We start from the raw sequence: 24,382 nt of genomic DNA, 5'->3' as shown, positions 1-24,382 counted from the left end.
AAATTAACTTTTAAATTTATGAATGGTTTAAACAAAATTAAGGTAATCTTTACTTTATTTCTAACAATAACGTCATTTTGCACATATAGTCAATCAAATGTTTTTAAAGTAACACTTGATGCTGGTCATGGAGATCACGACTTTGGTGCAGTTTACAGCGGACGGATTGAAAAAAATATTGCCTTGGCTATTGTTTTAAAAGTGGGGAAAATTTTAGAGCTTAATCCAAATGTTAATGTAATCTATACTCGTAAAACAGATGTTTTTATCGATTTGGTCGAAAGGGCCAATATTGCAAACAGAGCCAATTCAAATATTTTCGTTTCAATTCACTGTAATGCCAATAAAAATACGGCAGCAGACGGAACAGAAACCTATGTAATGGGTTTGAGTAAAGTAGCGTCAAATCTGGAAGCGGCAAAGAAAGAGAACTCGGTAATTACGTTAGAGAAAGATTATAAACGTAAATACGAAGGTTTCGATCCTAATTCGCCGGAATCAATGATTGGAATGACCTTAATGCAGGAAGAATATCTGGATAACAGTATTTCATTGGCAAGCAAAATTGAAGATAATTTTGAAAGACTTGGGAAAAAAATCAGACAAGGCGGTGTAAAACAAGCCCCATTTATGGTACTTCATAAAGCATATATGCCAAGGGTTTTGGTTGAAACAGGATTTGTTTCTAACCCAACAGAAGGAAATATTTTAAATTCAGAAGAAGGTCAGGACGATATTGCAAAAGCCATAGCCGAAGCTATTTTGAGTTATAAAAGAGAATATTTTGGAACAGGCACACCAGAAGCAATGGAAGCTAAGCCTGTAAGAGATACTTCAACACCAAAGAAAACAGCAGTGGTAGAAGCGGCTAAAAGTGCTCCAAAAGGAACATTTTTTAAAGTACAGCTTATAGCTAGTATTAAAAAAACACCTTTAGAACCTAAAAACTTTAAAGGGCTAAAAAATGTAACCATGATTTACGAAAACAACATTTATAAATATTTTTATCAGGAAACTTCTGATTATGAAGCGGCCAAAAAATATCTGGAAGAGGCTAAAAGTAAGGGGTATGGCGCATCCTTTTTAATCGCGACAAAAGACGGAGAAAAGATAAGTATTCAGGACGCAATCAAATAATCGTCACAAGTTCGAATATTTATAGTAATTTTGTAACAAACACTTAGAATTTTGAAAATAACAAGAGAAATTAAAACGGCTGTATTAGTCATCGCATCAATTTTATTATTTATTTGGGGCTACAGTTTTTTAAAAGGCAAAGACCTTTTTACAAATTATCACACATTATATGTTCAATATGATAATGTTGAAGATTTGTCACCATCTGCTCCCGTTACTTTAAACGGACTTGCTATTGGTAAAGTAAGTAAGATAACTATCGACGAACATACCGGAAAATTATTAGTTGAATTGCAATTAAAAACTGATTTTCCTATTTCTAAAACCAGTAAAGCAGCTTTGTATTCGCCAAGTTTAATTGGAGGAAAACAAATCAAAATTATTCCAAACCTTGCTGATAAAGAACCATCAGAAGACGGTCAGACATTAGAAGCGGCTGTTGAACTTGGTTTAACAGAATCTTTAGGCGGAAAGATTGCGCCAATTGAGGATAAGCTTAATGCAATGCTTTTAAATATTGATAAACTGGTTACAGGTTTAAACAATGTTTTAGATAAAAAAGGACAGGACGATTTAAAGAAAACTTTAGCAGAACTAAGCCAGACAATGGAGCAGTTTCATAAAGCATCTGGAAGTATCAATAACATTTTAGATACAAACAAAGCGCAGATAAACGGAGTCGTGACAAACTTTAATAAAATGTCAAGCAACTTTAACAAAATATCTGATTCTTTAAACAAAGCAGATCTTGGAAAAACGGTTCGTAACCTAAATCAGACTTTAGCAAAAGTAGATATGCTGATGACTAATTTGAATTCTGGAAAAGGTACAGCTGGTAAAATATTAAACGACGAAGCTCTTTATAATAACCTTACAAAAACTTCAAAAGAACTTGAATTGTTATTACAAGACGTGCGTTTATATCCAACCCGCTACGTGAATGTTTCTCTTTTCGGAAAGAAAAACAAACCTTATGTAGCACCTGCTGAAGAAACAAAATCAACTGATAAAAAATAATTGTAAATGAGTTATTTAGATAATATTTTATTCGCCATACTTCTTGTCGTAGGTTTTGGTTTTTTTGCAGCGAGCGTAAAAAAAATCATCCGCAACATTAATTTAGGAGTTGACGTAGATAGAAAAGATAATCCTAAAGCTCGTTGGAAAAACATGGCTATGATTGCTCTTGGGCAGTCAAAAATGGTGAGACGCCCTGTTGCCGGAATACTTCATATTTTTGTTTATGTAGGTTTCATAATTATTAATATCGAATTACTAGAAATTATAATCGATGGATTATTAGGAACTCATAGAATTTTTGCACCATATTTAGGTGTAGTTTACGATGTTTTAATTGCTTCATTTGAAATATTGGCCATACTGGTAATTTTTGCTGTTACTGTTTTTTGGTTAAGAAGAAACTTTATCAGACTGAAACGTTTTATACATTCTGATTTAACAGGATTTCCTAAAAGTGATGCAAACTACATTTTGTATTTTGAAACTGTTTTAATGATTTTGTTTTTATTGATGAACGCCTCAGACCTTCATTTACAAAATGTTCCGGGAGGAGTTTTTCATAAAGCAGGAAGTTTTCCAATCAGTCAGTTTATAGCGCCAATTTTCAACGGAATGTCGAATGAATTGGTTGTAATATTATTTGAAACATTTTGGTGGCTGCATATTGTAGGTATTTTGATTTTTATGAATTATTTGTACTTCTCAAAACACTTACACATTCTTTTAGCATTCCCAAACACGTATTTTGCTAATTTAAAACCAGAAGGACAGTTTGATAACTTAGCTTCAGTTACTAATGAGGTTAAATTAATGATGGATCCAAATGCTGATCCTTTTGCAGCGGCTCCGCCCGCAGATGAGAATGCAGCACCGGCTAAATTTGGAGCAAGTGACGTTCAGGATTTAAACTGGGTTCAGCTTTTAAATGCATACACTTGTACTGAGTGCGGACGTTGTACCTCTTCTTGCCCTGCAAATCAAACGGGTAAAAAATTGTCTCCACGTAAAATTATGATGGATACAAGAGATCGTTTAACTGAGGTTGGGAAAAATATTGATGCTAATAAAGGTGTTTTTGTTCCAGACAATAAATCACTTTTAAACGATTATATTACTCCTGAAGAATTATGGGCATGTACGTCTTGTAATGCTTGCGTAGAAGAGTGTCCGGTAAATATCAGTCCGTTATCTATTATTATGGATATGCGTCGCTATTTAGTTATGGAGCAGAGTGCTGCGCCAATGTCATTGAATGCAATGATGACTAATATCGAAAATAACGGTGCGCCTTGGCAATACAGCCAGCAGGACCGTTTAAATTGGAAAAACGAGAATTAGAAATAACGTTTAACCGGTTATTTATGTAACCGTTTAATCGATTTTAATAAAAGTATCAAGGTTTTTTAGTAAGGTTATGTCAGAGAGAGCGATTAACCAAATAAACGATTAACCGATTTAACAACAAAAGAAGATGTCAGAAAGTTTAGTAGTGCCAACAATGGCAGAAATGCTTGCCGAAGGAAAACAGCCAGAGGTTTTGTTTTGGGTAGGTTGTGCAGGAAGTTTTGATGATAGAGCAAAAAAAATTACCAAAGCATTTGTACGTATTTTAAATCGTACTAATGTTTCGTTTGCAGTATTAGGTACAGAAGAGAGTTGTACTGGAGATCCTGCAAAAAGAGCCGGAAATGAATTTTTGTTTCAAATGCAGGCCATGATGAATATCGAGGTCTTGAATGCTTATGAAGCAAAAAAAATCGTAACAGCTTGTCCGCATTGTTTTAATACATTAAAAAATGAATATCCTGAATTGGGCGGAAACTATGAAGTTATTCATCATACAGAGTTTTTAAAATCATTAATTGATGATGGAAGACTTACTGTTGAAGGCGGACAGTTTAAGGGAAAGAAAATCACTTTTCATGATCCGTGTTATTTAGGAAGAGCCAATAAAGTTTACGAAGCACCAAGAGATTTAATCCAGAAATTAGACGTTGAATTAGTTGAAATGAAACGTTCTAAAGCAAATGGATTATGTTGTGGAGCAGGAGGAGCACAAATGTTTAAAGATGCAGAACCGGGAAACAAAGAGGTAAACGTATTACGTACAGAAGACGCTCTGGAAGTAAAGCCAGATATTATAGCAGCGGGTTGTCCGTTCTGTAATACAATGTTAACTGACGGTATCAAACATGAACATAAAGAAGGCGAGGTAAAAGTAATGGACGTTGCTGAATTAATTGCTAATGCGCAGGATTTGTAATATGAAGAAAGTTGTTTTATTTATTATCATCTTGCTTTGTAATATTAGTGTTTATTCTCAAGATGTAATTGAAGTTGTTGCAAAAGAAACTTGTAGCTGCCTGGAAGCAAAAAAAGCAAAAAATCCTAATTTATCTGCCGAAGACTTTAAAGTTGAAGTTGGCGTATGTATGATTAAAAGTTACTCAGATCATTTATCAGAATTTAAACCAGAAGATAAGGTGAATTTTGATGATGATGAAGGGATGACTAAATTAGGAGAGAGCGTAGCTATTAAAATGTTGCAATTTTGCCCTCTTGTTATAATGGAATTAGGGAAGAACGAGATTAAAGACAAAAAAGAAACTCAGCAGCAAGATTTATCTCTTTTAGGAGAAGTGGTAGATATTAAATGGGAGCAATTTGTTACTTTACAGCTAAAGGATAAAAATGGTAGAAATTACAATCTTCTTTTATTAGATTCTTTCGATACGGCCTCTTTACTAACCAATAATGAGATTAAGAAAAAAGATAAACTCAAAGTAAGTTATACAGAAATTGAGTTATTTGATGCAAAAAGCAAAGAATTTAGATATTTTAATATCCTTTCAAAATTAGAAAGACAATAAATTTCTAAGTAGTAAGATTTTAATTTTCTTGGCTTAATATTTAAAATCTAAAATTAAAAAATGTATATACCTTTTGAAAATTTACCTGGTGAATCAAGAATTTGGATTTACCAATCGAACAGAAAATTTTCTGAGGAAGAGTTTTCTGAAATCGAAACTGATTTAAAAGCTTTTGTAGAAGATTGGGCTGCTCACGGAACTAGCCTTGAAGCTTCATTTTTGCTAAAATACAATCGTTTTATAATATTAGCAGTAAATCAGGAAGTGCAGGCTGCAACCGGATGTTCTATTGATAGCTCTGTAGAATTTATTCAGGGATTAGAAAAAAAATATAACGTTGATTTATTGGATAAAATGAACGTTACTTTTAAACTTGGAGAGCATATTGCACATAAACCATTAATTGATTTCAAGAAAATGGTAAAAGATAAAGCAGTAACCGGAAACACAATTGTGTTTAATAACTTGGTTACGAATATTGAAGAATTTAATGATGCTTGGGAAGTTCCCGCTGCCGACAGCTGGCACAGCAGATTTTTCTAAGAGAAATTGATAATATATTTGAAAGGCATGAAATTTTAGATTTTGTGCCTTTTTTGGTTTTTAATACGTGTTAAACCCGACAGGTTTTTAAAACCTGTCGGGTTTTGTTGTGTAAACTTTGTCAAAGTTTTAAACTTTGACAAAGTTCTCATCAAAGAAAAATACAAGTTTACCCACACTTTGCTCAATAAGTAAGCCTTAGATTTTTAGAAGCTTAGAATCTCAGCACTTAACTTTTACAAAAATCTAACAATTTAAAACCCCAATTAAACGTGATTTTTGAGTACTTTCGTAGAATTAAATTTAATACATGAAAATAGCAATAGTTTGTTATCCAACGTTTGGCGGTAGTGGGGTAGTAGCCACTGAGTTAGGTCTTGAATTAGCCAGACGCGGACACGAAATACACTTTATAACTTATAGTCAGCCAGTAAGATTGGCGCTTTTAAATCCAAATGTTCATTATCACGAAGTAAACGTTCCTGAATATCCTTTATTCCATTATCAGCCTTACGAATTGGCCTTGTCAAGTAAATTGGTTGATATGGTTAAATTATACAAAATAGAAGTTCTACACGTGCATTACGCAATTCCGCATGCTTATGCAGGTTATATGGCAAAACAAATGCTTAAAAACGAAGGAATTAATCTTCCGATGATTACAACGCTTCACGGAACTGATATCACGCTTGTTGGAAATCATCCCTTTTATAAACCTGCAGTAACTTTCAGCATCAATAAATCAGATTATGTAACTTCGGTTTCCCAGAGTTTGAAAGACGATACTTTGAAATTATTCAAAATCAAAAATAAAATTAAAGTAATTCCGAATTTTATTGAACTGGATAAAGTTAGAAAAGATCCAACCGAGCCTTGTCACAGGTATGTAATGGCTAAAGCAGATGAGCGAATTGTAACGCATATTAGTAACTTTAGAAAAGTAAAACGTATACCGGATATTATTAAGATTTTCTATAATATTCAGAAAGAAATGCCAGCCAAATTAATGATGGTGGGTGACGGTCCTGAAAAAGAAAGAGCTGAAGTTTTGTGTATGGAACTTGGAATCTACGACAAAGTAATTTTCTTTGGAAATAGTAATGAAATCGACAAAATTTTATGCATGACCGATTTGTTTTTACTGCCATCAGAAACTGAAAGTTTTGGTTTGGCGGCTTTAGAAGCTATGGCATGCGGTGTTCCTGTAATTTCCAGTAATTCAGGCGGACTTCCAGAAGTTAATTTTGATGGTGTTTCGGGATATTTAAGCGATGTTGGAAACGTTGATGAAATGGCTGCAAACGCAATTAAAATATTAAAGGACGATAATACGTTAAAAGAGTTTAAGGCTAATGCATTAGAAGTGGCGAAGAATTTTGATATAAAAAACATTCTGCCTAAATACGAGGCTTTGTATCAGAGAGCAATTGACGATTATAAAGAGTAAGAACATTAATTTAAAAAATTTGAACGTAATGAAAAAAGTAATTTCGGTTTTAGTAATTTTTGTTTTGGTTTCCTGCGGTGCAAAAAAATCAACGGGATCAACAGCTTTATACGAAGTTTTAACAGAACAGTCTGATGGTGGTGGAAATATCAAATTCTTTGAAATTTTGACAGAACCTAATGAAATCAAAATGCTGGAGAATGATCCGCTTTTGACGGCAAAAATGAAACAGGCTGACATTGCCAATTCTAATTATGTGATCCTAAATATGGGTGAGAAAAACACCGGAGGATATTCTATTGGAATTGAAAGTGTTGAAGAAACTGATAAAAATATCATCATTACAGTAAAAGAAAAAAATCCGGCTCCGGATGCAATGGTAACACAGTCTATTACTTATCCTTATACGGTTGTAAAAGTGCATTCTAAAAAGGAGATTATTATCAAATAGTGTTAGAACTAAAAAGTTAGAGGTTAAATGTCAGGCTGAGCGTAGTCGAAGCCCGCTCGTGATGCTTCTATCTCTTAAATAGCCCTTAGGGTGACAATCATTATAATTAAAACATAAAAAAAACCTGTCGCATTAAACGACAGGTTTCTTCTTACAATTATTTTTTATTTTTAATTAGAATCTGAATTTAACGCCTAAACCAACGTCAAATCCAAAGTTATCGTCGTCATAATAACCAGAACCAATTTCAGGTCTTGCATCTAATGATAATGTAATTGGCACTTCTTTAAATCTATATTCGATACCAATATCTCCAGCTGCAAAAACATAAGTTCCGCTATCATTGTATCTGTAATTGTTATTGTAATAATCATGATCCCAAGCAGCTAAACCTCCACCGACACCAGCATACCAGTTAAATCCGCCATCGATATTCCAAACCCATTGGTAAAGAGCAACACCTTTAATGGCATCAACATCGCTGCTGTTTCTCCATCCTAAATCAAATTCAAGTCTGTTTTTTTGATTTAAACCAAGTTGGTAGGATACTTCTCCTCCAAACCCGTTATTGTCTCCTAAACGTAATCCTAAAGCGTGCTTCGAAATTTCTTGCGATTGAGCCGTAAATGCTAATCCAAAAAGCATAATGGCAGATAATATTATCTTCTTCATAAAAATGGTTGATTAATTTTTGTCAAATTTAGATTTCCTTACTTATGAAGAACGTATAACATTTTTAGAAATTGTTATATAATTCACATTTTTTTGAATTTTTGATGCATACAAAAGTTAAAAACAACGTATACAGGGCTTTAAACGTAGGTTTGCTTATTTTTTTAAAATAATATTCGAAAGCATTTGAGATGTTAGATTGTCTTCCATTTCAAATAGGTTTTCTTCTTCTGTAAAATGAGTATGAGTATACGAATATAATTTCCAGCGCTTTTTATGATATTCGAGTGCAGTTAAATTTTCAACCCAGTCTCCAGAATTCAAATATAAAGTAGAGCCGTGTTTATTTTCTTTAGTAAGGATTTTAGGTTCGTGAATATGACCGCAGATTACATAATCGTAATTTTTCTCTATTGCCAGATCTGTTGCAGTAGTTTCAAAATCTGAAATAAATTTTACAGCTTTTTTTACACTGGCTTTGATTTTTTTGGAGAAAGAATAAGGTTCGCGTCCTAATTTAGCCAGACACCAGTTAGCAAAGCGATTCATTAAAATTAGATAATCATAACCTAATCCACCCAGTTTTGCAATCCATTTAGAATGTTGAACAGAAGCATCAAAAACATCTCCGTGAAAAATCCAGGCTTTTTTATCGTCTAATTCTAAAACTAATTTATCGACCAAAGAAAAATTGCCCATATTCATGTCGCTGAATTTTCGAAGTATTTCGTCATGATTTCCGGTAATGTAATACACTTTTGTGCCTTTTGAAGCCATTCCAATAATACGCTGAATGACTCTCAAATGCGCTTTCGGAAAATAAGATTTTCTAAATTGCCATGCATCAATTATATCACCATTTAAAACTAAAGTTTTAGGTTTAATGGTTGATAAATAGTTGTTTAGTTCTTTAGCGTGGCTTCCGTAAGTTCCCAAATGGACATCAGAAATAATGACCAGTTCGACATTTCGTTTTTTCAATTTTTCTCAATTTGAAGTTCAGCAAATGAAAGAAAATCTCACATAATTTATTTTATGAAAAGGTTATTAATCTGGAGACAATTTTAATAAATTGTGATTTTTAAAGTGTTTAATCTTTAATTAATATTACCAATTTTTAATTTTTTAATTTAATTCATAAAACTTACATTTGCTCAAAACAAATTACAATGGCAGGAAACAGCTACGGCACCCTATATAAAATAACAACATTTGGAGAATCGCATGGTGAAGCTTTAGGCGGAATCATTGACGGTTGTCCGTCAGGAATAGAACTTGATTTTGAAGCAATTGAAGTTGAAATGTCACGAAGAAAACCGGGACAGTCAGCAATTGTAACCCAAAGAAAAGAACCAGACGCGGTTCAGTTTTTATCTGGAATTTTTGAAGGAAAAACGACCGGAACACCCATTGGTTTTATTATTCCAAATACCAATCAAAAATCAGATGATTACTCTCATATAAAAGATAATTACAGACCAAGCCATGCTGATTATGTATATGATCAAAAATATGGTTTTCGTGATTATCGCGGCGGCGGAAGAAGTTCTGCACGCGAAACTGCCAGCAGAGTAGTAGCAGGCGCAATTGCAAAACAAATGCTTCCTGAAATTAAAATTAATGCTTACGTTTCTTCTGTTGGTCCAATTCATTTAGATACACCTTATCAGGAATTAGATTTCTCAAAAATAGAAAGCAATCCGGTTCGCTGTCCTGATGAAAAATCAGCAGCAATTATGGAAGAATATATTCGTGATATTCGTAAGCAGGGAGATACCGTTGGAGGTGTTGTATCTTGTGTAATTCAAAATGTTCCGGTTGGTTTAGGTGAACCTGTTTTTGATAAATTACATGCTGAATTAGGAAAAGCAATGCTGTCTATCAATGCAGTAAAAGGTTTTGAATACGGAAGCGGTTTCTCTGGCTCAGAAATGAAAGGCAGCGAACACAACGATTTATACAATCCGGACGGAACTACAAAAACAAATCTTTCAGGTGGAATTCAGGGCGGAATAAGCAACGGAATGGATATTTATTTCAGAGTGGCTTTTAAACCTGTTGCGACTATCATGCAGACTCAGGATTCTCTCGATAATAAAGGAAATATTACACCAATGACCGGAAAAGGACGTCATGATCCGTGCGTGGTGCCTCGTGCAGTACCAATCGTTGAGGCGATGGCTGCGATTGTTTTGGCTGATTTTTATTTAATCAACAAAACATATTAGTAAAAGTAAGACAGTGAGGGTCTTATATTTTAATAATTAAAAAGTAAATTAATGCAAATTACAGAAACTAAGAAAAAATCATTTATTAAAGGATTAACCGGGCAGATTTTAATTGCAATGTTCCTTGGCGCAGCTCTTGGAATTATTTTACATCATTATATTTCGCCAGAAGCGGCACAGTCTTTTAGTACCAAAATTAAAATGCTGGCGACAGTTTTTATCCGTTTAGTACAAATGATTATTTCTCCTTTGGTTTTTACTACTCTGGTTGTTGGAATCGCAAAATTAGGAGATATAAAAACGGTGGGTAGAATTGGAGGAAAAGCACTTGGATGGTTTTTTACGGCTTCGTTTATCTCATTATTAATTGGTTTGTTTTACGTTAATATTTTAGAGCCTGGAGTAGGTCTGAAATTAGGACACGTAGATATGGCTTCGGCTTCTGAAGTAACAGCTAAAACACAAAATTTATCTTTTGAAAACTTCGTTGAGCATATTGTTCCCAAAAGTATTATTGAAGCAATGGCAACTAATGAAATTTTACAAATTGTAATTTTTTCTATTTTCTTCGGATTAGCTGCAGCTTCTTTAGGAAATACTGTAAAACCAGTAATTGGCGCTTTAGACAAAATATCACATATTGTATTAAAAATGGTAAACTATGTAATGAACTTTGCTCCAATTGGAGTTTTTGGTGCCATTGCAGCCGTTTTTGCTGTACGTGATGCAGAAGAATTATTAATTACGTATTTTAAATTTTTCGGTTCATTCTTATTAGGAATTGGAACATTGTGGGTTGTTTTAATCGCAGTTGGTTTTATTTTCTTAAAAGGAAGAATGATCGAATTATTAAAACGCATCATTGGGCCTTTGGCAATTGCTTTTGGAACAACAAGTTCAGAAGCTGTTTTTCCTAAGTTGACAGAAGAATTAGAAAGCTTTGGCGTAAAAGACAGAATCGTGTCATTTATGCTGCCGCTAGGATATTCATTTAACCTTGACGGAAGTATGATGTACATGACTTTTGCCAGTATTTTTATTGCGCAGTTTTACAATGTACATTTAGATTTAGGAACTCAAATGGCAATGCTTTTGGTTTTAATGCTTACGAGTAAAGGAATTGCGGGTGTACCGAGAGCAAGTTTAGTTGTAGTTGCAGCAACCTGCGGAATGTTTAAAATTCCGGTAGAAGGAATTGCATTGATTTTGCCAATTGACCATTTCTGTGATATGTTTAGAAGTGCAACCAACGTACTAGGAAATGCACTTGCAACTTCGGTTGTTGGGCAATGGGAAAATGGAAATGAAGAAAATTTTAATACAATAGAAGAAAAATAATTTATTTCTTTTTGAATATAAAAAAACCGTAACAGATTTTGTTTGTTACGGTTTTTGATTTTTATAAAGCTGATAAAATCAACTAGTGAATTTATTTTGCAGCAACTTTACCTTTTCTTGCATCTTCACTTTCTTCAGGAGTATCTCCTCCAGTGATTGCTTTTTGTTGTGCTTTTGTTAATTTTTCTGTTTCTTCAAATTTTGAAAGGTTATCTAACATATTTTTTGGATTTAATACTCCAATCTTTTAAACACTTGGAGTTTGTGTTTTTTGGTTTTGTTAAAAATAATATTATTTTTTATTTATTTAAGTTTTTCTTTGAATATTTTTCAGATATGTTGATGGAAAAATGATTGTGTATTTTTTGTAATACCTCAATGTTTCTTATAAAATTCTACCTAAAGCCTTGCAATAAATATCAAAGAAAAAAGAATGATTATTTAATCTTTCATTATTAAGGTAAATACTATTATTGTGTAATTATTATAATAATGTATATTTGAATAAACATACGCCCAAATTATGCTTCAGTATAGATTTTGTTTTTTAATTTTTGCTTTTCTAAACATATTTAGTTCTGAGTCGTCAGCTCAAAACCAAATTGTAACTATTGCAAAAGTTAAAGATTTAACACAACAAGCTTGTGATTATTTGGACGAAACTAATTACGAAAAATCCTTAAAAAAATCTGGAATTGCTCTGCAGTATGCATTTGATATTAAAAATGATACTTTAATTTCAAGAAACTACAACATCATAGGGATTAATTTTCATGATTTAGGCGAAATCAACAAAGCCATCTTTTTTTATAAAAAAGCGTTATACTATGCCGAACGATCTAATATTGTGAGTCTTAGGATGATGATTACGAGCAATTTGGGAAACCTGTATTTTTTTGAGAAAAAAATGTACGGTCACGGAATTGCCTATTACAAAGAATCATTAAAATTTGGTAAACAGCAAAAATATCAGAAAGAAGTTGCTATAACTAATCTTAATATTGTCTGGTCGTACTTTAAAATTGGAAATTATAAAGCAGGATTACCTTATTTACTTTACATAAACAAACATGAAAATGATTTAAAAGGAAAATCGGATGATGTTGCTTTAAACTTTTTAAATGGAATGTACTGGTCAAGTGAAAATGACACTATTAACGCCGATAGATACTTTAAGAAAGCGATTTCAAAAGATGATTCAAAAGGCGAAAAAGCTGATTTAGCATATGCACATTTAGAATATTCAAGATTTTTAAATAAAATAGGTAAGCATAAAGAAGCTTATGATAATCTAATCATTTACAATAAAATTACCGGAGAACAATACAGTGAGGAAAAACTAAAAAAAGCTTCTGTGGCTGGTTTAAACCTGGAACTGGATGAATATAAAAGACAAATTGAGAAAATTGAAAATGAAAAAACAGCCCAGTCCCAGAGTCTCAAAAAATCACGAATTATAGTAATCCTGTTTATTTTAATCTCATTTATACTTCTTTTCCTAATTGTTACGTTAGTTAAGAATATTGGGTTAAAGAAAAAACACAATTTAGAGCTCGTAAAAGCAAAAGAAATTGCCGAAGAAGCCTCGTTGCTCAAAACTCAATTTATTTCTACTATAAGCCATGAATTACGTACTCCGCTGTATGGTGTTGTCGGAATTACAAATATGCTTCTGGAAGAACATAAAGAATTATCGCAAAGCCAGCATTTAAGCGCCTTAAAATTTTCGGCCCGATATTTATTGTCTTTGGTAAACGATATTCTGCAGATTAATAAAATAGAAGAGAATAAAGTGGTTTTGGAGAGTTTAACATTTAATATATCGGATGAAATTACAGTAATTAAAAATTCACTGTCATTTTTGGCTCAAAAAAATAATAATAAAATTAACGTCGCTATCGATGTTGATATTCCTGAGTATTTGATTGGAGACAAACTTCGTTTAGCGCAGATTTTGATGAACTTGGTAAGTAATGCATTGAAATTTACTAAAGACGGAGAAGTTGAAATAATCGTAAGACTTGACAAAGTAGAAGGGAAATTTCATTATCTGGACTTTTTAATAAAAGATAACGGAGTTGGAATCGCCGCTGTAGATCAAAACAAAATATTTGAAAAATTTGTTCAGGTAGGAAGAAAAGACGAAGATTATCAGGGCACAGGACTTGGTCTTAGTATTGTAAAAAGATTATTGGGACTTTTTGGAAGCTCCATTACTCTGGAAAGCGATCTGGGAGCCGGAACTTCATTCTCATTCGTCATTCCTTTTGAGCATGATCCTCAAAAAACGAAGAAAATTATTGAAGATATTGAAGTTGATTTAACTTCGAGTGATATATATAAAATTCTTATTGTAGAAGATAATCAGATCAATCAGTTAGTGACCAAGAAAATTATCGAAAAGAACAACTTTGTATGTAAAGTAGTAGACGATGGTTTTGGTGCTCTTACTATATTAGAAAATGAGCAGTTTGATCTTATTTTGATGGATATTAACATGCCGCTGATGAACGGATTCGAAACCACAAAAAGAATTCGTCAGCTGGGCTTAAAAACACCAGTTGTTGCATTGACAGCTTTTGATAAAGACGAAATCACAGATGAAGCCATTTCTGCAGGAATGAACGATATAATTGTGAAACCTTTTGAACCGGTTAAGCTCTTTAAAATTTTAAATTACCTAATAAACGAATCAAAAAACGCTGGTTAATACCAGCGTTTTTTATTCTTTTTAGAAGTATTTGATTTTCTCGATTTATGAGCACCGCCGCTTCTGTTTGAGTTTTTCGGTTTTTCTCCGGCTTCAGGACTTCCGGCATGCCATTGATACGGATGGTCTGAAATAATTTTTACATCAACTTTTATTAATTTCTTAATATCTTTCCAGTAAGGCTCTTCGTCTTTTCCGCAGAAAGAAATCGCAATACCGCCATTTCCGGCACGTCCGGTACGACCAATTCTGTGCACGTAAGTTTCAGGAATATTTGGTAAATCAAAGTTGATAACATACGGAAGCTGTTCAATGTCAATTCCTCTGGCAGCAATGTCAGTAGCAACCAAAACACCAACTTCTTTGTTTTTGAAAGCATCCAGAACACGTTGTCTCGCATTTTGCGATTTGTCGCCATGAATAGCTTCGGCCGGAATATCTTTTTTACGAAGTGCTTTTACAACATTATCAGCACCGTGTTTTGTTCTTGAAAAAACAAGTACGTTTGATAAATTTTCATTTTTGATCAAATGATACAGCAGGTTTCTTTTTTCTGTTTTATCAACAAAATAAATACGCTGTTCTACATTTTCTGCAGTAGATGAAACGGGAGAAACTTCAACTCTCTCAGGATCCTGCAGAAACATTTCTGCCAATTCAAGAATAGCAAGAGGCATTGTTGCAGAAAACAATAAAGTTTGTCTGTTTTTTGGCGTAAGTTTTACAATCTTTTTTACATCATTTATAAAACCCATATCCAGCATTTGATCCGCTTCATCTAATACTAAAGTATGCAGATGATTCAAATCAAGAAAACCTTGTTTATGCAGATCTAATAATCGGCCGGGAGTCGCCACCAAAATATCAATACCATTTTTTAAAGCATCAACCTGCGGATTTTGTGAAACTCCTCCAAAAATGGTCAATTGCGTTAAATTGGTGTATTTAGAATAAGTATCAAAACTCTGTCCAATCTGAACAGCCAGCTCACGTGTTGGTGTTACAACAAGCGCACGAATTTGTTTTGCTTTTTTTGATGAACCAACAATTCGGTGTAATTGATGTATAATAGGAATTGCAAATGCTGCAGTTTTTCCGGTACCTGTTTGAGCGCAGCCAATCAAATCACGTCCGGATAAAACAATCGGAATAGATTTTTCCTGAATTGGAGTAGGGTTTGTATAGCCTTCTTCAAATACAGCTCTTTGTATACTTTTTGAAAGTGATAAATCTTCGAATAACATATCTTATTAATTAAGAATTTTTAGTTTTAAGTACTAAAATCTGTGCAAAGATAGGTTTTATTCAGTCAATCGTTTATTTGAATCTTTTATTATTTGGGAAATATGCGGTTTTAAGCCGCTTGCTCTTCATTGGGTTTTCTCTTTTTCGTTATTGGCCTTGATAAAATCGGTAATCAAATAACCAATTAATTTTCCAATTAAATTATTGTTTGGAGAATCGGCTAAATCTGGTGCACCTTCGCAGATATGCAAATAAGCTGCATTTCTATTCTGACCAAAAAATGTAATAAATCGTCTTAATTCTTCGACCGAAAAACCGCTTATAGTCATAGCACTGCTGGCAATATTTGGAATTGCGTCAAGATCAATTTCAATTCCAAATGAATCGGTTTTAATAAATTCAAGAGCTAGCGCCATTTCTCTTTCAAAATCTTTTTCTTTACGAATATTTACGCTGTCGTAAGTATTATAACGAACACGATCTTCAAGTTTTTTAATAATGTCTAAAACACTTTTTGAAGTATAATTTTCATGAAGTCCGAAAATGAAATATTTTTTTAGAAATCCTTCTTCATACGCATACGAGAAACCATTTCCGCTATGGCGCCCTTCCAGAATTCTAAAATCAGAATGGGCATCAAAATTAATGGCGTTGATAGGTTTTCCTTTGGCTAAAGCCGAACCTTTAATGTTACCGTAAGCATTATTATGTCCGCCTCCTATAATAATTGGCGTTTTACCTGCTTTAATTATAGTAAAAATGATATGCGAAACCTCTTTGTCAATTTTTTCAACCAGCTGACTTAGTTTTGAACGATCATCAATGTCATTAAAATCTAAATTTTCAACATCGCGCATTTCCTGAGCAACATCCAGCTGCCCCAGAACAATAATCTGACTTCCTTTAGAAAAACGGTTATGCTGAATATTGGCAATACTTTTAATTGCATTTTCCCATGCCGAAGCTGCTCCGGGTCTGCCGTAATTAGCACGCACCCCAATATCTTCCGGAATTCCTAATAATACATACTTCGCCTCCGATTCGTGCAAAAATTTGATTTTATCAGCTCCTTTTGGAATGACAATCATTTTTTCGCCGAATTTTATTTCACCACTACGATGATTTGTGACTTTTGCCAAATCATTGACAGTAAAAGGAACTAATTTCTCCATGAAAAAAATTTATTTTCCAAAAATAATATAATTGTTACAACTTACGTTATTAACATATATTAATTCTTAAATTTGTTATTAAAGAAAATTATTCAATATGGAAAACCCAAAGAACAACAACAATTCAAGTCTAAAAGCGGTAATAGCGGTTTTAGCAGTCCTACTGATTGGTAGCTTAGTGTATATTTTTAAACTTTCTTCTGATACTGAAGTAGTTAAAACGGAATTGACAACGTCAATGACAGAAAAAGAATCTGTTATGAAAGATTTACAGGAATTAAAAGCAACGTATGATGCTGCAATTGCTGAAAACACGTCAATGTCTGATGAATTAATTCAGGAAAGAGATAAAGTTGTCGCTTTAATGGCAGATTTAAATAAATCTAAAGGCGACGTTTCTAAATACAGATCTCAAGTTCAGGCAATGCAGGGTAAAATGAAAACTTTAGTTGCTGAAAACGATGAGCTGAAAAAACAAAATGGTGTTTTGACAACTCAAAGAGACAGTACAATTGTAGTTTTAGGAGAGTCTAAAAAATATAACGAAGTACTTGTAGGTCAAAATGAAGAGCTGGCAAAAACAGTTGAAAGAGGTTCTAAATTATCAATTTTAAACACTAAAACTGCAGCTTACAAATTAAGAAGCTCTGGAAAACAAATTGAAACAGATAAAGCAAGCCGTGCTGATGTTTTAAAAATTAGTTTTACTATTGCTGAAAACCAAATTGCAAAATCTGGTGATAAAACGTATTATGTACAAGTTATTGATGCTAAAAACAATGTTTTAGGAGATAAAAAAACAGAAAGTTTTGGTGATAACTCATTAACTTACAGTTTCAAAACTACAGTTCAATACGAAAACAAATCTGTAAATGTTGTACAAGATTTACCAGGAAAAGATTTCGTAAAAGGAACTTACTTTATCAATGTTTTTGATAACGACGAATTAGTTTCTAAAACTAGTTTCAGCTTGAGATAATATTCAATCTCGCAAAATAAATACCACATAAAAAAGGTCTGCAGATTTGTTTGCAGACCTTTTTTTGTTTAATGAAACTTTATAATGGTTTCCCGTGGTTGAAACCACGGGCTATGTTTTTCTTGAGGAATTTAATGATTGTAAGCTTTTGACAAAGGGAGCGGTTTCAACCGCTGCGGTCAATTTTATAATATATTGTTATTAAATAATTTCGCCCTCAATAATTACATCTTCAATCAAATTGCTTCCGAAAGCATAAGGAATTTGATAATAAGAAGAAATGGGTTTGGTTATAATTAAATTGGCTTTTTTACCTTTTGTAATACTTCCGTGAGTTTCAGAAAGTCCCATTGCGTAGGCGCCGTTTATTGTGGCAGCATTTATAGCTTCTTCCGGAGTCATTTTCATTTTAATGCATGCTGTTGCAACAACAAAATTCATATTTCCGGATGGAGTAGAACCCGGATTGAAATCGGTGGCTAATGCTAAAGGCAGCCCGGCATTAATCATCCCGCGGGCCGGCGTGTACGGAATACTCAAAAAATAAGAACAAGAAGGCAAAGCAACCGGCATTGTTTCGGTATTCTTTAAAGCTTCAATATCTTCCGGATTCATTATTTCGAGATGATCGACAGAAAGAGCCTTAAATTTAACACCAGCCTGAATTCCGCCAATAGAATTAAACTGGTTTACGTGGATTTTTGGCTTTAAGCCGAAATCAATTCCCGCCTGCATGATTTTTTCTGTTTCTTCTACAGAAAAATAACCGCTTTCGCAGAAAACGTCCACATAATCCGCTAGTTTATTTTGAGCAATTTCAGGAAGCATTTTCGTGATGATCTCATCAATGTAACCTGTTTTATTTTCTTTGTAATGAGTGGGAAAAGCATGTGCGCCCAGAAAAGTTGCTTTTATAGCAATTGGATAATTTTCGGCCAGTTTTTTAATAACACGAAGCATTTTTAATTCGCCTTCAATTGTGAGTCCGTAGCCTGATTTTATTTCAACCGCTCCGGTTCCTAGATGCATTACTTCTTCTAATCGAAGTTTTGACTGCTCGTAAATTTCTTCTTCAGAAGTTTCATTTAATTTTTTAGCCGAATTTAAAATTCCGCCACCGCGATTGGCAATTTCTTCATAAGATAATCCATTAATTCGGTCTACAAATTCCTGTTCGCGATTTCCAGCATACACAATATGCGTGTGGCTGTCGCACCAAGTTGGAAGCACGACACGACCAGCAGCATTAATAACTTTATCAGCTTTGATTTCAGGAAGATTTTCCATAGAACCAAAATCTGCGATTATATTATCGTTTAGTATTAAAAATGCATTTTTAATAGTCGGAAGTTCTGCCATTTCAGCTCCCGAAACTTTAGAAACGGAAGTTTCACGAACCTGAAGCAGTTCTTGTATATTTTTTATTAATGTGATCATTATATAGATTTAGTATTTTGAGAATAGTAAAAAACACAAATTTCACAAATTATCACGAACTAATCCGTGAAATCTGTGAAATTCGTGTTTTACTATTGGAATTTGGAATTTAAAATTTTGAATATTGTTTCAATATTATTCAGAAACGGTAATTTCGAATATTTTTTCCCAGTATTTTCCGGTAACAAAAATTGTTTTGGTTTGCGGGTTATAAGCAATTCCGTTTAAAACTTCGGCTTTTGGAGCTTTTATGAATTTTCTTAAACCTGAAAGATCCAGTATTCCTTCAACAGCTCCTGATTTTGGATCTACAACTGCAATAGCATCTTTCTGCCAAACATTTACATAAAACTTACCATTAATTAATTCTAATTCGTTAATGGCTTTAATTTTTGAAGAACCAGAATAAACATTGATATAATCAATTAATTTTTGAGTATTTGGATCCATTTTCCAGATTTTCTCAGTTCCGTCAGAATGATAAATATATTGGTCATCATGTGTCATTCCCCAGCCTTCAATATCTTTATCATATTTAAAGGTTTTTTCTAGTTTCAATGTTTTTGCATCATAAATGAAACCCGTTTTTTCCTGCCAGCTTAATTGATAAATTTTTCCATTGATAAAAGTAATTCCTTCCCCAAAATATTCTTTTGGAAGATCAACCTGCTTGATCACTTTTCCGGTTTTATAATCAACAGATCTAAAATAGGAATCTTCTTTTTGACCAGTACTTTCAAACAAAACACCATCATGAAATTCTAAACCTTCTGTAAAAGCTTCCGGGTCATGCGGAAAAGTGTTGATTACTTTATACTTTAATAATTTAGGCTGAACATCAGAAACTAATTCAATTCGTTTTGTTGCGTCAGATGAATCTCCGCCAAAATATGCTGTCGCTTTTAAGTATTGATACCCTAGTTTTTGATCTTTTAATTCAAATTTAAATTTTTCAGCCCCTTTTGTACTTCCTACTTTTTTGTCGTTAACAAAGTAAACAATGCTGTCAATTTCTTTCGAATTTGGGTTTAAAATTCCAATTGAAACTGCTTCTTTTGGAAGAAAATGTGCTGGAAAAGCAGAATCATCAATAGTAAATAAAGAATTTTCACCTTTTTTTGTACCGTTACATCCAATTAATGTAATTCCTAATAAAATGACAGTTAGGAAGTTATATTTTTTCATAGTTTAAAATTTGAATAAGCCAATATACGACGATATTTTTATAGCAACAAAGCTCTTGCAAAAATATAAAAAGATTGTATATTTGCACCGGCAAGTCCTACACGACCAGCTCCTGCAGACTCCCCCAGGATGGGAACATAGCAAGGGTACGCGGTTGAGCGGTGCGATGTAGGTCGCTTGCCACTTTTTATTTTTTAGAATTTGTATAAAAGTAGTCTTCCTTCGGGAGGATTTTTTTATTTTTACCCCTTTGGGAAGTTAGATGTTATATGTGAAAAGTTATATGTTATATGTGAAAAGTTAAAAGTTAAAAATTTAACTAATACATGAAATCAAATAATAGAAAATTACATTTAACTTATATCATCTAACTAATAACTTCTCACATATAACATATAACTTATAACTTTTCACATATAACATCTAACTTGTAACTTATAACATTTAACATCTAACCTACAAATGAATAAAGTCGTTTTAATTACCGGAGGATCCTCAGGAATTGGTAAATCAATTGGAGAATTTTTGCACGCTAAAGGTTTCGTTGTTTACGGAACAAGCAGAAATCCTGAGAAAGTATTGAATTCAGTTTTTCCTTTAGTGGCTTTAGATGTTCGAAATGTAGAATCTATTAAAACTGCCGTTAATAAAATTATTGAGACTTCGGGCAGATTAGATATTGTAATTAACAACGCAGGAGTTGGAATTACAGGACCTTTGGAAGAAATTCCGACAGAAGAAATTAAAAACAATTTTGAAACTAATTTCTTTGGTCCAATTGAAGTAATGAAAGCTGTTTTGCCGCAAATGCGTGAACAAAAATCAGGTTTGATCATTAATATTACTTCGATTGCAGCTTACATGGGATTACCCTACAGGAGTGTATATTCGGCATCAAAAGGCGCTTTAGAATTAATTACTGAGGCTTTAAGAATGGAAGTAAAACAATTTGGAATCGAAATTACAAATGTTGCTCCTGGAGATTTTGCTACTAATATTGCTTCTGGGCGTTATCATGCACCTGTAATAAAAGGTTCTGCTTACGAAAAAGTTTACGGAGATACTCTGGCAACTATGAATGAACATGTTGATGCGGGAAGTAACCCAAATGAAATGGCTGAAGCTATTTTTAAAATTATACAAAAAGGAAACCCGAAAATACATTATAAAGTAGGGGTTTTTATGCAAAAGTTTTCGATTGTACTAAAACGAGCGCTTCCGGATAAGGTTTATGAAAAAATGTTGATGAATCATTATAAGTTATAAAATTATTAAAACCTAAAATGAAATACCTTTTACTGCTTATTACTATTGTTTTTTGTTCTTGTTCTCCAAAAATAAGTACTTCTGTTTCTGAAAAACATGAGAAATTGAATGAAACTGAGAAAGTTGTTGTTTTTAACTCCAAATCTGAGCTTCCGGCAAGTTATAGTAAAATTGGAACTACCAAAATTGGAGATACTGGTTTTACTACAAATTGTGACTTTGTAACCGTACTTGAAAAGGCAAAAATAGAAGCACGCAAAAGCGGTGCTAATGCATTATTAATTACAGAGCATTTGTATCCACATTCTTTCGGAAGTTCTTGTCATCGAATTACCGCAGATTTATTGAAAATTGAAAATGTTACAGATTATAATAAGCCTAAAATTGTCAAAGATTCTGTACCGGCGACTAATAAATCCAAGATTGTTTTGGATGGAACTAAACAATATAATTTAAATAATTACGGAAGATCTAAATCATCCTCAAATTTTTTAATATCAGCAAATATAGGTCAGAGTTTTAGAGTTGCTTCGTCACCGGATGGATTAAATTCAGCACAAAAAAAATATTACAGAGATTTGAAATCGGGATTGAGTTATGATTTAAGTGCTTATTATCTTAAAGAAGGAAAAACGGGATTTGGTTTGAAATATAATGTTTATAAATCTTCGGGAACACTTAATAATCAGCAAATCACATTAAATGATGGGACGATTGTTACGGGCGGTTTTAGTGATGACATTACGATTTCATTTATTGGGCCATCATTTATATTGACAGAAGATGAACATGCTAGAGTTGGTGAAGCTAATTTAGAGATAGCAGTTGGATATATGTCTTATCAGGATAAAGCTAAAGCAGTTGGAGTTCCATTTAAAATAACGGGCTCTAATTTAGGTGTGGTAGGCGGAATGGGGTATCATTTTAGAATAACACCTCATTTTTTAGTAGGACCGCAAGTTAGTTTTGTTGGAGGAGTTTTGAAAAAGTTAAAGTACAAATATGCAGATGGCAGTACGGAAACTGTTAAGCTTGATGATGAGGAATTTGAAAATTTATGGAGAATTGATTTGTCTGTAGGGGCTAAATTTAGATTCTAAGTTGTAACTTTTCATTGAATTTGGGTGACTGCTTTTTTGTAATGAGTAAATTTAGTAATAAAAAATACTAAGCAATTGTACTCTTTGGCGGGTTATAATTAAAAAATGTAAAAAATACACTTATTTTTAACATATAATTTTAAAATGGTTTTAATTTTAAAAACGTTATTGATATTGATTTTGTAATTTTGCAGCTAGATTTCTTTAAATAGTTTATTTGAAGAAAAATTTACAAAAATAGAAATACGAACAAACCATTTTTAATTAAACAAATAATTATGAAATTTTTTATAGACACAGCTAATTTAGCTCAAATTAAAGAAGCACAAGCTTTAGGTGTTTTAGATGGAGTAACAACTAATCCGTCATTAATGGCTAAAGAAGGAATTACAGGAAAAAACAACATCTTAAAACACTACGTAGACATTTGTAATCTTGTTGAAGGTGATGTAAGTGCTGAAGTTAATGCTCTTGATTATGATGGAATGATCAAAGAAGGTGAGGAGTTAGCTGAATTACATGATCAAATCGTTGTGAAACTGCCTATGACTAAAGAAGGTGTTATGGCAGCAAAATATTTTTCTGATAAAGGAATTAAAACTAACGTAACTCTTGTGTTCTCTGTAGGACAAGCTATTTTAGCTGCAAAAGCAGGAGCTACTTATGTTTCGCCGTTTGTTGGACGTTTAGATGATATCTCTACAGATGGTTTAAACTTAATTCAGGAAATTAGAGAGGTTTATGATAACTACGGTTACGAAACTCAAATTTTAGCAGCTTCTGTGCGTCACACTATGCATATTGTGAACTGTGCTAAAATTGGTGCTGATGTTATGACTGGACCACTTTCTGCAATTTACGGATTGTTGAAACACCCATTAACTGATATCGGTTTAGCTCAGTTTGTAGCTGATTTTGAAAAAGGAAACAAGTAATCCTTAGATACTTATAAAAATTAAAATCGTCTTTTTTCTAACGAGAAAAGGCGATTTTTTTTACTTTTATATAAAACTTAAACTGTTGATTATGAAAGTAATATTGGTTTTCTTGTCTTTTTTTGCTGCCAGCTTTTCTATAAATGCTCAGGCAAAAGTAATTACTTCTGTAAACGATGCCGGAGATGTCGCTACTTATGAATTAGATTGTTCGGTCAAGTTTCAAACTTTGGCAAAAGGTCTACGGTATAATATTACCCGGCATGAATTTAAAGGCCCTGAAATGAAAAATAGTTATAGACTTCTATTGGTTATGGATGGATTTTATTCTAAAACTTTAAATAAAGAAATGACTATTTCAGCAGTTTTAAGTGATGGAACTGTTATTGAAGCTAAAAAGATTATCGAGGATGATGGTTTTTTTGACGGAGCCTGTACGTTGAAAATAAAAGATCCGCAGGCGCTTTTAAATGCAAATATTGATAAAGTTATTGTTCATGCTGATAAAGATGTTGTGTATCAATTATCAGCCCAGAATAAAGCTATTTTTAAGAAGAATTTGAATAATATTATTAATGCTAAGTAAAGCGACTAAGACTCTGAGGTGCTAAGAAGTTAAGTTTAACTTTTGTAAATAAAAAAATCCA

Annotated in this window: 23 protein-coding genes and 1 other RNA gene; 17 read left to right on the top strand and 7 right to left on the bottom strand. The window is 32.9% G+C overall.

Annotated elements, in window-relative coordinates; genetic code table 11:
* The first annotated feature begins 18 nt into the window (after positions 1 to 18).
* The 8 genes from ABDW27_RS04450 to ABDW27_RS04415 all read left to right on the top strand — a co-directional run bounded on the left by ABDW27_RS04450 (position 19) and on the right by ABDW27_RS04415 (position 7,468).
* Positions 19 to 1,137 (top strand): N-acetylmuramoyl-L-alanine amidase, encoded by a 1,119-nt coding sequence (locus tag ABDW27_RS04450; RefSeq protein ID WP_343694758.1) that lies wholly within the window; start codon positions 19 to 21, stop codon positions 1,135 to 1,137.
* 51 nt (positions 1,138 to 1,188) lie between these two features.
* Positions 1,189 to 2,154: an MlaD family protein gene (locus ABDW27_RS04445; RefSeq protein ID WP_343694757.1), complete on the top strand. Its 966-nt coding sequence runs from the start codon at positions 1,189 to 1,191 to the stop codon at positions 2,152 to 2,154.
* 6 nt (positions 2,155 to 2,160) lie between these two features.
* Positions 2,161 to 3,495: a (Fe-S)-binding protein gene (locus ABDW27_RS04440; RefSeq protein ID WP_343694756.1), complete on the top strand. Its 1,335-nt coding sequence runs from the start codon at positions 2,161 to 2,163 to the stop codon at positions 3,493 to 3,495.
* Between the two features lie 133 nt (positions 3,496 to 3,628).
* Positions 3,629 to 4,420, top strand: coding sequence for a (Fe-S)-binding protein (locus ABDW27_RS04435; RefSeq protein ID WP_184162348.1), 792 nt, complete (start codon positions 3,629 to 3,631; stop codon positions 4,418 to 4,420).
* A 1-nt stretch (position 4,421) separates the two neighbouring features.
* Complete coding sequence (locus tag ABDW27_RS04430) at positions 4,422 to 5,027, top strand: hypothetical protein (RefSeq protein ID WP_343694755.1); 606 nt, start codon at positions 4,422 to 4,424, stop codon at positions 5,025 to 5,027.
* Positions 5,028 to 5,087: 60 nt separating this feature from the next.
* On the top strand, positions 5,088 to 5,570 hold the full coding sequence (locus ABDW27_RS04425; RefSeq protein WP_343694754.1) for an ABC transporter ATPase: 483 nt from the start codon (positions 5,088 to 5,090) through the stop codon (positions 5,568 to 5,570).
* Positions 5,571 to 5,880: 310 nt separating this feature from the next.
* Positions 5,881 to 7,017: an N-acetyl-alpha-D-glucosaminyl L-malate synthase BshA gene (bshA, locus tag ABDW27_RS04420; RefSeq protein WP_343694753.1), complete on the top strand. Its 1,137-nt coding sequence runs from the start codon at positions 5,881 to 5,883 to the stop codon at positions 7,015 to 7,017.
* Between the two features lie 28 nt (positions 7,018 to 7,045).
* Positions 7,046 to 7,468, top strand: coding sequence for a protease complex subunit PrcB family protein (locus ABDW27_RS04415; RefSeq protein ID WP_343694752.1), 423 nt, complete (start codon positions 7,046 to 7,048; stop codon positions 7,466 to 7,468).
* A gap of 174 nt (positions 7,469 to 7,642) precedes the next feature.
* On the opposite strand, the gene ABDW27_RS04410 is transcribed toward ABDW27_RS04415, so the two are convergent.
* On the bottom strand, positions 7,643 to 8,140 hold the full coding sequence (locus ABDW27_RS04410; protein WP_343694751.1) for a hypothetical protein: 498 nt from the start codon (positions 8,138 to 8,140) through the stop codon (positions 7,643 to 7,645).
* A 156-nt stretch (positions 8,141 to 8,296) separates the two neighbouring features.
* Positions 8,297 to 9,121 (bottom strand): UDP-2,3-diacylglucosamine diphosphatase, encoded by an 825-nt coding sequence (locus tag ABDW27_RS04405; RefSeq protein ID WP_343694750.1) that lies wholly within the window; start codon positions 9,119 to 9,121, stop codon positions 8,297 to 8,299.
* 188 nt (positions 9,122 to 9,309) lie between these two features.
* Here ABDW27_RS04405 and aroC point away from each other — a divergent pair, with 188 nt between their 5' ends.
* On the top strand, positions 9,310 to 10,368 hold the full coding sequence (gene aroC, locus ABDW27_RS04400) for a chorismate synthase (RefSeq protein WP_343694749.1): 1,059 nt from the start codon (positions 9,310 to 9,312) through the stop codon (positions 10,366 to 10,368).
* Positions 10,369 to 10,419: 51 nt separating this feature from the next.
* Positions 10,420 to 11,706: a dicarboxylate/amino acid:cation symporter gene (locus tag ABDW27_RS04395; RefSeq protein WP_343694748.1), complete on the top strand. Its 1,287-nt coding sequence runs from the start codon at positions 10,420 to 10,422 to the stop codon at positions 11,704 to 11,706.
* A gap of 91 nt (positions 11,707 to 11,797) precedes the next feature.
* On the opposite strand, the gene ABDW27_RS04390 is transcribed toward ABDW27_RS04395, so the two are convergent.
* Positions 11,798 to 11,926 carry a hypothetical protein gene (locus tag ABDW27_RS04390; RefSeq protein ID WP_343694747.1) on the bottom strand — a complete coding sequence of 43 codons (129 nt, stop codon included), beginning with the start codon at positions 11,924 to 11,926 and terminating at the stop codon, positions 11,798 to 11,800.
* A gap of 303 nt (positions 11,927 to 12,229) precedes the next feature.
* Between ABDW27_RS04390 and ABDW27_RS04385 the strand changes: the two genes are divergently transcribed.
* Positions 12,230 to 14,416 carry a response regulator gene (locus tag ABDW27_RS04385; protein WP_343694746.1) on the top strand — a complete coding sequence of 729 codons (2,187 nt, stop codon included), beginning with the start codon at positions 12,230 to 12,232 and terminating at the stop codon, positions 14,414 to 14,416.
* Here the strand turns inward: ABDW27_RS04385 and ABDW27_RS04380 are convergent.
* A complete protein-coding gene (locus tag ABDW27_RS04380) occupies positions 14,413 to 15,660 on the bottom strand; it encodes a DEAD/DEAH box helicase (protein ID WP_343694745.1) in 1,248 nt (415 codons plus the stop codon). The two genes, ABDW27_RS04385 and ABDW27_RS04380, sit on opposite strands and share 4 nt — an antisense overlap.
* 126 nt (positions 15,661 to 15,786) lie before the next feature.
* Positions 15,787 to 16,833, bottom strand: coding sequence for a formimidoylglutamase (locus tag ABDW27_RS04375; RefSeq protein WP_343694744.1), 1,047 nt, complete (start codon positions 16,831 to 16,833; stop codon positions 15,787 to 15,789).
* Between the two features lie 97 nt (positions 16,834 to 16,930).
* Here ABDW27_RS04375 and ABDW27_RS04370 point away from each other — a divergent pair, with 97 nt between their 5' ends.
* Positions 16,931 to 17,812 carry a hypothetical protein gene (locus ABDW27_RS04370; protein WP_343694743.1) on the top strand — a complete coding sequence of 294 codons (882 nt, stop codon included), beginning with the start codon at positions 16,931 to 16,933 and terminating at the stop codon, positions 17,810 to 17,812.
* A 201-nt stretch (positions 17,813 to 18,013) separates the two neighbouring features.
* On the opposite strand, the gene hutI is transcribed toward ABDW27_RS04370, so the two are convergent.
* A complete protein-coding gene (gene hutI / locus ABDW27_RS04365; RefSeq protein ID WP_343694742.1) occupies positions 18,014 to 19,249 on the bottom strand; it encodes an imidazolonepropionase in 1,236 nt (411 codons plus the stop codon).
* A 135-nt stretch (positions 19,250 to 19,384) separates the two neighbouring features.
* Entirely contained in the window at positions 19,385 to 20,434 is a 1,050-nt protein-coding gene (locus ABDW27_RS04360) for a glutaminyl-peptide cyclotransferase (RefSeq protein WP_343694741.1), read from the bottom strand.
* An 88-nt stretch (positions 20,435 to 20,522) separates the two neighbouring features.
* Here ABDW27_RS04360 and ffs point away from each other — a divergent pair.
* The 5 genes from ffs (at position 20,523) to ABDW27_RS04335 (ending at position 24,321) form a co-directional block, all read left to right on the top strand.
* An RNA gene (gene ffs / locus ABDW27_RS04355) (signal recognition particle sRNA small type) lies at positions 20,523 to 20,620 on the top strand.
* A 276-nt stretch (positions 20,621 to 20,896) separates the two neighbouring features.
* On the top strand, positions 20,897 to 21,700 hold the full coding sequence (locus tag ABDW27_RS04350; protein ID WP_343694740.1) for an SDR family oxidoreductase: 804 nt from the start codon (positions 20,897 to 20,899) through the stop codon (positions 21,698 to 21,700).
* Positions 21,701 to 21,717: 17 nt separating this feature from the next.
* On the top strand, positions 21,718 to 22,800 hold the full coding sequence (locus tag ABDW27_RS04345) for a hypothetical protein (protein WP_343694739.1): 1,083 nt from the start codon (positions 21,718 to 21,720) through the stop codon (positions 22,798 to 22,800).
* 278 nt (positions 22,801 to 23,078) lie between these two features.
* On the top strand, positions 23,079 to 23,735 hold the full coding sequence (fsa, locus tag ABDW27_RS04340; RefSeq protein WP_343694738.1) for a fructose-6-phosphate aldolase: 657 nt from the start codon (positions 23,079 to 23,081) through the stop codon (positions 23,733 to 23,735).
* 91 nt (positions 23,736 to 23,826) lie between these two features.
* Positions 23,827 to 24,321 carry a hypothetical protein gene (locus ABDW27_RS04335; protein WP_343694737.1) on the top strand — a complete coding sequence of 165 codons (495 nt, stop codon included), beginning with the start codon at positions 23,827 to 23,829 and terminating at the stop codon, positions 24,319 to 24,321.
* The last annotated feature ends 61 nt before the right edge of the window (positions 24,322 to 24,382 follow it).

It is taken from the genome of Flavobacterium sp. (genome assembly GCF_039595935.1).
In the GTDB taxonomy this organism is placed as follows: Bacteria; Bacteroidota; Bacteroidia; order Flavobacteriales; family Flavobacteriaceae; genus Flavobacterium.
Note: the sequence above shows the minus strand (reverse complement) of the source record. Positions and strands in the feature narration are given on the sequence as shown.

What these genes read in the sequence shown, in the direction of transcription:
- bshA (WP_343694753.1), top strand. Translation starts at nt 5,881, where the DNA reads ATGAAAATAGCAATAGTTTGTTATCCAACGTTTGGCGGTAGTGGGGTA.
- ABDW27_RS04410 (WP_343694751.1), bottom strand. Translation starts at nt 8,140, where the DNA reads ATGAAGAAGATAATATTATCTGCCATTATGCTTTTTGGATTAGCATTT.
- hutI (WP_343694742.1), bottom strand. Translation starts at nt 19,249, where the DNA reads ATGATCACATTAATAAAAAATATACAAGAACTGCTTCAGGTTCGTGAA.
- ABDW27_RS04335 (WP_343694737.1), top strand. Translation starts at nt 23,827, where the DNA reads ATGAAAGTAATATTGGTTTTCTTGTCTTTTTTTGCTGCCAGCTTTTCT.
- ABDW27_RS04435 (WP_184162348.1), top strand. Translation starts at nt 3,629, where the DNA reads ATGTCAGAAAGTTTAGTAGTGCCAACAATGGCAGAAATGCTTGCCGAA.
- ABDW27_RS04360 (WP_343694741.1), bottom strand. Translation starts at nt 20,434, where the DNA reads ATGAAAAAATATAACTTCCTAACTGTCATTTTATTAGGAATTACATTA.
- ABDW27_RS04415 (WP_343694752.1), top strand. Translation starts at nt 7,046, where the DNA reads ATGAAAAAAGTAATTTCGGTTTTAGTAATTTTTGTTTTGGTTTCCTGC.
- ABDW27_RS04375 (WP_343694744.1), bottom strand. Translation starts at nt 16,833, where the DNA reads ATGGAGAAATTAGTTCCTTTTACTGTCAATGATTTGGCAAAAGTCACA.
- ABDW27_RS04385 (WP_343694746.1), top strand. Translation starts at nt 12,230, where the DNA reads ATGCTTCAGTATAGATTTTGTTTTTTAATTTTTGCTTTTCTAAACATA.
- ABDW27_RS04380 (WP_343694745.1), bottom strand. Translation starts at nt 15,660, where the DNA reads ATGTTATTCGAAGATTTATCACTTTCAAAAAGTATACAAAGAGCTGTA.
- fsa (WP_343694738.1), top strand. Translation starts at nt 23,079, where the DNA reads ATGAAATTTTTTATAGACACAGCTAATTTAGCTCAAATTAAAGAAGCA.
- ABDW27_RS04425 (WP_343694754.1), top strand. Translation starts at nt 5,088, where the DNA reads ATGTATATACCTTTTGAAAATTTACCTGGTGAATCAAGAATTTGGATT.
- ABDW27_RS04370 (WP_343694743.1), top strand. Translation starts at nt 16,931, where the DNA reads ATGGAAAACCCAAAGAACAACAACAATTCAAGTCTAAAAGCGGTAATA.
- ABDW27_RS04430 (WP_343694755.1), top strand. Translation starts at nt 4,422, where the DNA reads ATGAAGAAAGTTGTTTTATTTATTATCATCTTGCTTTGTAATATTAGT.
- ABDW27_RS04350 (WP_343694740.1), top strand. Translation starts at nt 20,897, where the DNA reads ATGAATAAAGTCGTTTTAATTACCGGAGGATCCTCAGGAATTGGTAAA.
- aroC (WP_343694749.1), top strand. Translation starts at nt 9,310, where the DNA reads ATGGCAGGAAACAGCTACGGCACCCTATATAAAATAACAACATTTGGA.
- ABDW27_RS04395 (WP_343694748.1), top strand. Translation starts at nt 10,420, where the DNA reads ATGCAAATTACAGAAACTAAGAAAAAATCATTTATTAAAGGATTAACC.
- ABDW27_RS04390 (WP_343694747.1), bottom strand. Translation starts at nt 11,926, where the DNA reads ATGTTAGATAACCTTTCAAAATTTGAAGAAACAGAAAAATTAACAAAA.
- ABDW27_RS04345 (WP_343694739.1), top strand. Translation starts at nt 21,718, where the DNA reads ATGAAATACCTTTTACTGCTTATTACTATTGTTTTTTGTTCTTGTTCT.
- ABDW27_RS04440 (WP_343694756.1), top strand. Translation starts at nt 2,161, where the DNA reads ATGAGTTATTTAGATAATATTTTATTCGCCATACTTCTTGTCGTAGGT.
- ABDW27_RS04450 (WP_343694758.1), top strand. Translation starts at nt 19, where the DNA reads ATGAATGGTTTAAACAAAATTAAGGTAATCTTTACTTTATTTCTAACA.